The following is a 6,770-nucleotide window of genomic DNA, read 5'->3' as shown; positions in this document are numbered from 1 at the left end:
CGCCGCCGCGGCCGGCGCCGCCCGGCGCACCCGGGCGCCGCAGCCACACCGGTTGACCGGCCGGGCCACCGTGCTGGTCCTGGTGCTGGGCGCGCTGCTGCTCGCGTACGCCTACCCGGTGCGCATCTACCTCAACCAGCAGGCGCAGATCGCCAGCCTGGAGGCTAGTCAGGCCGCCCAGCGGCGGCACATCGACGAGCTGACCGACGACACGCAGAAATGGAAGGACCCCACGTACATCCAGACCCAGGCGCGCGAGCGGCTGCAGATGGCGATGCCGGGCGACACCGTCTACATCGTGTCGCGCAGCGGCTCGACGACGCCCACCTCGACCGACCCCGACGCCGGCAAGGCCAAGAACACCGGGCCCTGGTACAGCCAGCTGTGGTCCAGCGTCCAGGCCGCCGACAAGCCCAGGACCGCACCGTGAGCCCGGCCCAGCCGCTGGAGCCCGGGGACATCGAGGCGGTACAGGAGCAGCTCGGCCGCACCCCGCGCGGTACCCGGGCGGTGGCCCACCGCTGCCCGTGCGGCCTGCCCGACGTGGTGCAGACGACCCCCCGGCTCGCCGACGGCACACCGTTCCCGACGCTGTATTACCTGACCTGCCCCCGCGCGGTACAGGCGTGCAGCCGGCTGGAGTCGGCCGGGCTGATGAAGGAGATGACCGAGCGCCTGTCGACGGACCCGGAGCTGGCCGAGGCGTACCGCGGCGCGCACGAGGACTACCTGGCGCAGCGCGAAGAGATCGGGCAGGTGCCGGAGATCGCAGGGGTGTCCGCGGGCGGCATGCCGGGCCGGGTCAAGTGCCTGCACGTCCACCTGGGCCACGCGCTGGCGGTCGGGCCGGGCGTGAACCCGTTCGGGGACGAGGTCCGCGAACTGGTCGAGCCGTGGTGGACCGCCGGCCGGTGCGTATGACCTCGGAGCCGGCACCCGTGCCGGTCGCCCCGAACGGCACCGACCCCGCAGCCGCCGCCGGCGAGATCACCGTCGGCCGGGCGCGCACGGGTGACGTGCGGGCGATCCGCCACCTGATCGACGTGTACTCCGCCGAGCGCCGCCTGCTGTCCAAGGCGACCGTCGCGCTCTACGAGGACGTCCAGGAGTTCTGGGTGGCCCGGGACGGCGACCGGGTGGTCGGCTGCGGTGCGCTGCATGTGATGTGGGAGGACCTCGCGGAGGTCCGCACGGTGGCGGTGGATCCCGGCTGGCGGGGGCGCCGGATCGGTCATCTGATCGTCGCCGCGTTGCTGGACGCCGCGCGCAGGCTGGGCGTGGCGCGGGTGTTCTGCCTGACCTTCGAGACCCGGTTCTTCGCGTCGTTCGGGTTCGTCGAGATCGACGGCGCACCGGTACCGTCCAAGGTGTACGAGGAGTTGCTGCGCTCGTACGACGAGGGCGTCGCTGAGTTTCTCGGCCTGGAACGGGTGAAGCCCAACACGTTGGGCAACAGCAGGATGCTGCTGCGTCTAGAGGACGACCATTCCGGGTCGCCGCGTGACGCAGACGGGCCGAGCCAGAAAGGTCGTCAAGCGTGAGTCGGGTCGCCGCTATCGACTGTGGAACGAACTCGATCCGGCTGCTGGTCGCCGACCTGCCGCCGGACGGCGTGGGTGACCTCACCGACGTCGACCGGCGGATGGAAATCGTCCGGCTCGGCCAGGGGGTCGACCGCACCGGCCGGCTGGCACCCGAGGCCATCGAGCGCACCCGGGTCGCGCTCGCCGGGTACGCCGCCCGGATCCGGGAGCTGGGTGCCGAACGGGTCAGGATGGTGGCCACCTCGGCGACCCGGGACGCGTCCAACGCCGAGGATTTCCGGAGCATGGTGCGCGCCACGCTGGGCGCCGAACCCGAGGTGATCTCCGGCCGCCAGGAGGCGGAGCTGTCGTTCACCGGCGCGGTGCGGGGCCTGCCGCTGGGCCGGTACCTGGTGGTCGACATCGGCGGCGGATCGACCGAGTTCGTCTCCGGCGCCACCGGCGTCGAGAACGCGATCAGCGTGGACATCGGGTGCGTGCGGATGACCGAGCGGCACCTGACCGCCGACCCGCCCGCGCCGGAGCAGATCGAGGCGGCCACCGCCGACATCGAGGCGGCCGTCGACAAGGCGTTGGCCGTGGTCGGCGGCGCCGAGGGCGTGACCCTGGTCGGGGTCGCCGGTACGGTGACCACGATCACCGCCATCGCGCTGGGCCTCACCGAGTACCGGCCGGACCTCATCCACCACGCCCGCGTGTCCACTGTGGACATCGAGCGGGTCGCCGCGGAGTTGCTGGCCATGGAGCACAGCCGGCGGCTGGCGGTACCGGTGATGCACCCGGGCCGCGCGGACGTGATCGGGGCGGGTGGCCTGATCCTGCGTACCATCCTGCGGCGCACCGGCGTCACCGAGCTGGTCGCCAGCGAGCACGACATCCTCGACGGCATCGCGTGGTCGCAGGCGGCGTAGCGTAGAGTCACGCGCCTCGCGCCTACCGCCCGGTCCGCGTGGCTTATGTCTGTGTGCAGCGCTACGTGCGATATCTGCCACGCTGTGCTGGCCTTCCGTTCCGGCTAGCCCCATGATTGGCTACCCGCAGCAACCTGAGCGCCACCAGCCGATAACTGCCCGACAGGAGGCCGGCCCCATGGGTGAGCAAGTGATCTACCCGAGCAACGGCGGATCGAGCGAGGGCTACCTGGCGACTCCCGCCTCCGGTAGCGGTCCGGGCGTGATCGTCATCCAGGAGTGGTGGGGACTCGTGCCGCACATCACGGCGCTGGCCGACCGGTTCGCCGCGGAGGGTTTCGTCGCGCTCGCCCCCGATCTCTATCGGGGCACGCAGACCAGCGAGCCCGACGAGGCGGGCAAGCTGCTCATGGGGCTGGCGATGGACCGCGCGGCGGAGGACATCGCCGGCGCGGCCGAATACCTGGCCGGTGCGGGCTCGGTCACCGGCGGGATCGGTGCGGTGGGCTTCTGCATGGGTGGCAGCCTCGCCCTGTGGTCGGCGACCCTGTCCGAGAAAATCGTTGCCACGGCTGGCTTCTACCCGGCCGTACCGTGGGAGCGGATGAGCCCGCAGTGGTCCAATTACGCGGGCAAGCACGCGATCATCCACTGCGACGGCGAGGCGGCGAACCCGGGATCGACGGGCATCAAAACCGCGGTGCAGGCCATCGAGGAGGCCGGCGGCGAGGTGACCGTGTACGACTACCCCGGCACCCACCACGCGTTCTTCAACGACGACCGCCCGGAGGTCTACAACCAGGACGCCGCCGCCAGTGCGTGGGCGCGCACGCTGGAGCTGCTGCGCACCCGGTTGGGCTGACCGACCGGCGCCCGCCGGCGCCGTAAGCTGGGCCGGGTGACCACTCGCCAGCAGGGCGGCCGGCGACCCGGGCCCGCCACGGAGGCCGACGCCGGAGCCGGCGTCGCCGGGCTGACCACGCCCGGGCCCGCTCACGACGCCGGCCAGGTCGCCGCCCAGGCCCGGTCGGCGGCCGATCTTGAGGTCCTCGACGCCCGGATCGGGCATTGTCGGGCCTGCCCGCGCCTGGTCACCTGGCGCGAAGAGGTCGCGCGGACCCGGCGGGCGGCATTCCGCGACCAGGAGTATTGGGGCCGGCCCGTGCCCGGCTTCGGGCCGGCCGGCGCCAGCATCGGCGTGCTCGGCCTGGCCCCGGCGGCGCACGGCGGAAACCGGACCGGCCGGGTGTTCACCGGCGACCGCTCCGGCGACGTGCTCTTCGCCGCCCTGCACCGAGCGGGGCTGGCGAACCAGCCGACCAGCGTCGCCGAGGACGACGGGCTGGAGCTGCGGCACACGAGGATCTTCGCGGCGGTACGTTGCGCGCCGCCGGAGAACAAGCCGAGCCCGGGAGAGCGCGACGCCTGCGCCCCGTGGCTGCGCCGGGAGGTCGAGCTGCTCAGGCCGACGCTGCGGGTGGTGGTGGCGCTCGGCGCGTTCGCCTGGGCCGCCTGGTGGCCGGTGCCCACCTCGGTGTACGGGCGGCGCCCACCCGTACCGCGACCGGCCTTCGGCCACGGCGCCCTGGCGTGGATCGCCGAGGACGTGCCGGTCCTTTTGGGCAGCTACCACGTGAGTCAGCAGAACACCTTTACCGGGCGATTGACCCCTACAATGCTGGACGAGATATTCGCCCGCGCGAAGGAGATCGCCGGGCTCGACTGACACGGGGACAGCCGCGGATGAGCGTCAGATTCCGGTCCAACCCGAGCGGCGCGCGGACGGCCCGGATGGGTGAACGATGACCCGGCTGCGGCGATTCGTGCCGCTGCTGGCGGTCGCCGCGCTGCTCGCCGCGGCGGCGATCGCCGCGTCCCTGGCCACGCCGCAGATCACCTCGGTGCCGGTACCGCACGGTGCGGACTCTCCCCAGCCGCTGCCCAGCGACGGCGCCCTGCCGACCGGAAACGCGGCGCCCACGGCCGGCGCCGTCGCGCAGCACACCATGCAGGTGCCCGGCTGGGTGACCACGTTGGTTTCGGCCCTGTGCGCCTGCCTGGTCGCGGGCGTCGTGGCGTTGATCATCTGGATGATGGTCCGGGACTCGATCGCAACCAGGCGCGGGCGCCTGCCGGTGGAGCGGGAGCCGGCCAACCCGGCCGCGTCCCGGGACACGGTGCTGGCCGCCGTCGACGCGGGCCTGTCCGACCTGGACGACACGGATGGCGACCCGCGCCGGGCGGTGATCGCCTGCTGGGTGCGGCTGGAACAGGCGGCGGCCTCCGCCGGCACTCCCCGGCAGGCGGGCGACAGCCCGACCGACCTGGTGCTGCGGCTGCTCGCCGCCCACCAGGTCAGCGCCACCGTGCTGTACCCGCTGGCGGAGACCTACCGGATCGCCCGGTACGCGACGCAGCCGGTGGATACCGGCATGCGCGACCGGGCCCGCAGCGCCCTGCGCCAGCTGCGCACCGAACTGGCCAACGAGCCCGTGATCGGCAGCAGCAAGTGAACGGAACCGCCACGGCATGAGCGAGCGTCAGCGAGTGAATCGGGGTTGCGGCGCGTTGGTGCCTCATGTCGGACCGCAGCGAAGCGAGGATCCGGCATGAGCTTCCTTGAGGACGTTTTCAGGTACGAGGAGGACGAGCCGGGTTCGCATCGCCAGCGGCCGGGCCGGTACCGGTACCGGTGGCTGGTGCGGCCGGTGCTGCTGTCGGTGGCCGGCGCGATCGGCGGCGGGCTGCTGCTGCGCCTGGCCGGGCTGGCGGTACCGTACCCGCTGATCTTCATGGTCCTGCTCACCCTGCAGTTGCTGCGCCGCGTCCTGGCCTGGATCGAACCCGGCCGGGTGCCGGAGAGCCTGCTGCGCCGGCCGCCGCCGCCAGTTGATCACCTTTCCGGCGAGGACGGGCTGCGCGTGGTGACCGACCGGTGGGAGACTCTGCTGTCCTGGGTCAGGCTGCAGCGGGACCCGGTGCAGTTTGTCAGGATGATGCAGCCCCGGCTGGTGCAGCTGGTGGACGAGCGGCTGCGGCTGCGCCACGGCGTGTCCCGGCAGTCCGACCCCACCCGGGCGCGGGAACTGCTGGGTGAATCACTGTGGACATTCATGACCACTCCGGTGAGTCAGAACCCGTCGGCCCGTGAGTTGGCGGCATTGATCAGTCAGATGGAGGCCATATGAGCGGCGAGCAGACAAGCGACCTGGCCGTCCGCGACGTCGGGCAGCTCGGCCAGGCCGTGCTGGACGCCGTGGGCACCGTGGTGGTCGGCAAGCGGTCGGCCCTCGAACTGGTGCTCTCGGGCATCCTGGCCGGCGGCCACGTGCTGCTCGAAGACCTGCCCGGGCTGGGCAAGACGCTGACCGCGCGGTGCTTCGCCCAGGCGCTGGGCATCGACTTCCGCCGCCTTCAGTTCACCCCGGACCTGCTGCCGGCCGACGTGACCGGATCCTTCCTCTACGACCAGCGCAGCCACGACTTCACATTCCGACCGGGACCGGTCTTCACCAATCTCCTGCTGGCCGACGAGATCAACCGGACGCCGCCGAAGACCCAGGCGGCCCTGCTCGAGGCCATGCAGGAGAAGCAGGTCTCGGTGGAGGGCACCACGTACCGGCTGAAGGCGCCCTTCCACGTCCTGGCCACCGCCAACCCGATCGAGTACGAGGGCACCTATCCGCTGCCCGAGGCGCAGCTCGACCGGTTCCTGCTCCGGGTCTCCTTCGGGTACCCGGACCGGGAGGAGGAGTGGGACGTGCTGCGCCGCCGGATGGCGCGGCGGCAGGAGGAGTCGCACCTCGAACCGGTCGTCGACCCGGACACCCTGCTGGCCATGCAGGCGGCGCTGGAGGATGTCGTGGTCGAGGACTCGATCGGCCGGTACATGGTCGAGTTGACCGCGGCGACCCGCGAGCACAGCCAGGTGATGGCCGGCGCCTCGCCGCGCGGCTCGCTCGCGCTGATGCTGCTGTCCCGGGCCCGGGCGGCACTGGCCGGGCGGGACTTCGTGGTGCCGGAGGACGTCAAGGAGGTGGCCGTCCCGGCGCTGTCGCACCGGATCACGCTCAAGCCGGAGATGTGGCTGCGCCAGGTCCAGCCCGCGACCGTGATCACGGACGTGCTGGCGAAGACGCCCGCACCGGCCAGCGCGGCCCTGCCGAGCTACACCGGCGGCTCGCCGGAGCGCCGGTACGAGGACGACGCCGGTTACGTTCCCGACCCGCGCGGCGGCATCGGGGAGCGCACCGATGAGCACGCGTTGGTCGACCCGTACCGGTACACCGCACCGCCCCGGAGCTGACCGTGTCCG

Annotated in this window: 7 protein-coding genes and 2 pseudogenes; all 9 read left to right on the top strand. The window is 72.3% G+C overall.

Going from position 1 to position 6,770, the window contains the following annotated elements:
• The coding region (locus ABEA87_RS30850; RefSeq protein ID WP_345635580.1) for an FtsB family cell division protein at positions 1-430 on the top strand (430 nt) is incomplete at its 5' end.
• Positions 427-921, top strand: a complete 495-nt coding sequence (locus ABEA87_RS30845; RefSeq protein WP_345635579.1) for a DUF501 domain-containing protein — start codon at positions 427-429, stop codon at positions 919-921. The genes ABEA87_RS30850 and ABEA87_RS30845, both read left to right, overlap by 4 nt.
• A pseudogene (locus ABEA87_RS30840) lies at positions 918-1,475 on the top strand (amino-acid N-acetyltransferase); the annotation flags it as partial. The gene ABEA87_RS30845 and the pseudogene ABEA87_RS30840, both read left to right, overlap by 4 nt.
• 62 nt (positions 1,476-1,537) lie before the next feature.
• Positions 1,538-2,455 (top strand): Ppx/GppA phosphatase family protein, encoded by a 918-nt coding sequence (locus ABEA87_RS30835; protein WP_345635577.1) that lies wholly within the window; start codon positions 1,538-1,540, stop codon positions 2,453-2,455.
• Between the two features lie 178 nt (positions 2,456-2,633).
• Positions 2,634-3,317: a dienelactone hydrolase family protein gene (locus tag ABEA87_RS30830; protein ID WP_345635576.1), complete on the top strand. Its 684-nt coding sequence runs from the start codon at positions 2,634-2,636 to the stop codon at positions 3,315-3,317.
• Positions 3,318-3,428: 111 nt separating this feature from the next.
• Positions 3,429-4,181: a uracil-DNA glycosylase gene (locus ABEA87_RS30825; protein WP_425570986.1), complete on the top strand. Its 753-nt coding sequence runs from the start codon at positions 3,429-3,431 to the stop codon at positions 4,179-4,181.
• A gap of 76 nt (positions 4,182-4,257) precedes the next feature.
• Complete coding sequence (locus ABEA87_RS30820; RefSeq protein ID WP_345635575.1) at positions 4,258-4,968, top strand: DUF4129 domain-containing protein; 711 nt, start codon at positions 4,258-4,260, stop codon at positions 4,966-4,968.
• A gap of 96 nt (positions 4,969-5,064) precedes the next feature.
• The gene (locus ABEA87_RS30815) at positions 5,065-5,643 is read left to right on the top strand and encodes a hypothetical protein (RefSeq protein ID WP_345635574.1); all 579 of its coding nucleotides are present in this window, start codon (positions 5,065-5,067) and stop codon (positions 5,641-5,643) included.
• Positions 5,640-6,647: pseudogene (locus ABEA87_RS30810) on the top strand (AAA family ATPase); the annotation flags it as partial. The gene ABEA87_RS30815 and the pseudogene ABEA87_RS30810, both read left to right, overlap by 4 nt.
• Between the last annotated feature and the right edge of the window lie 123 nt (positions 6,648-6,770).

Source organism: Rugosimonospora acidiphila, assembly GCF_039543385.1.
GTDB classification, from domain to species: domain Bacteria; phylum Actinomycetota; class Actinomycetes; order Mycobacteriales; family Micromonosporaceae; genus Rugosimonospora; species Rugosimonospora acidiphila.
The sequence above is the reverse complement of the archived record's forward strand: the minus strand, read 5'-3'. Positions and strand labels throughout refer to the sequence as shown.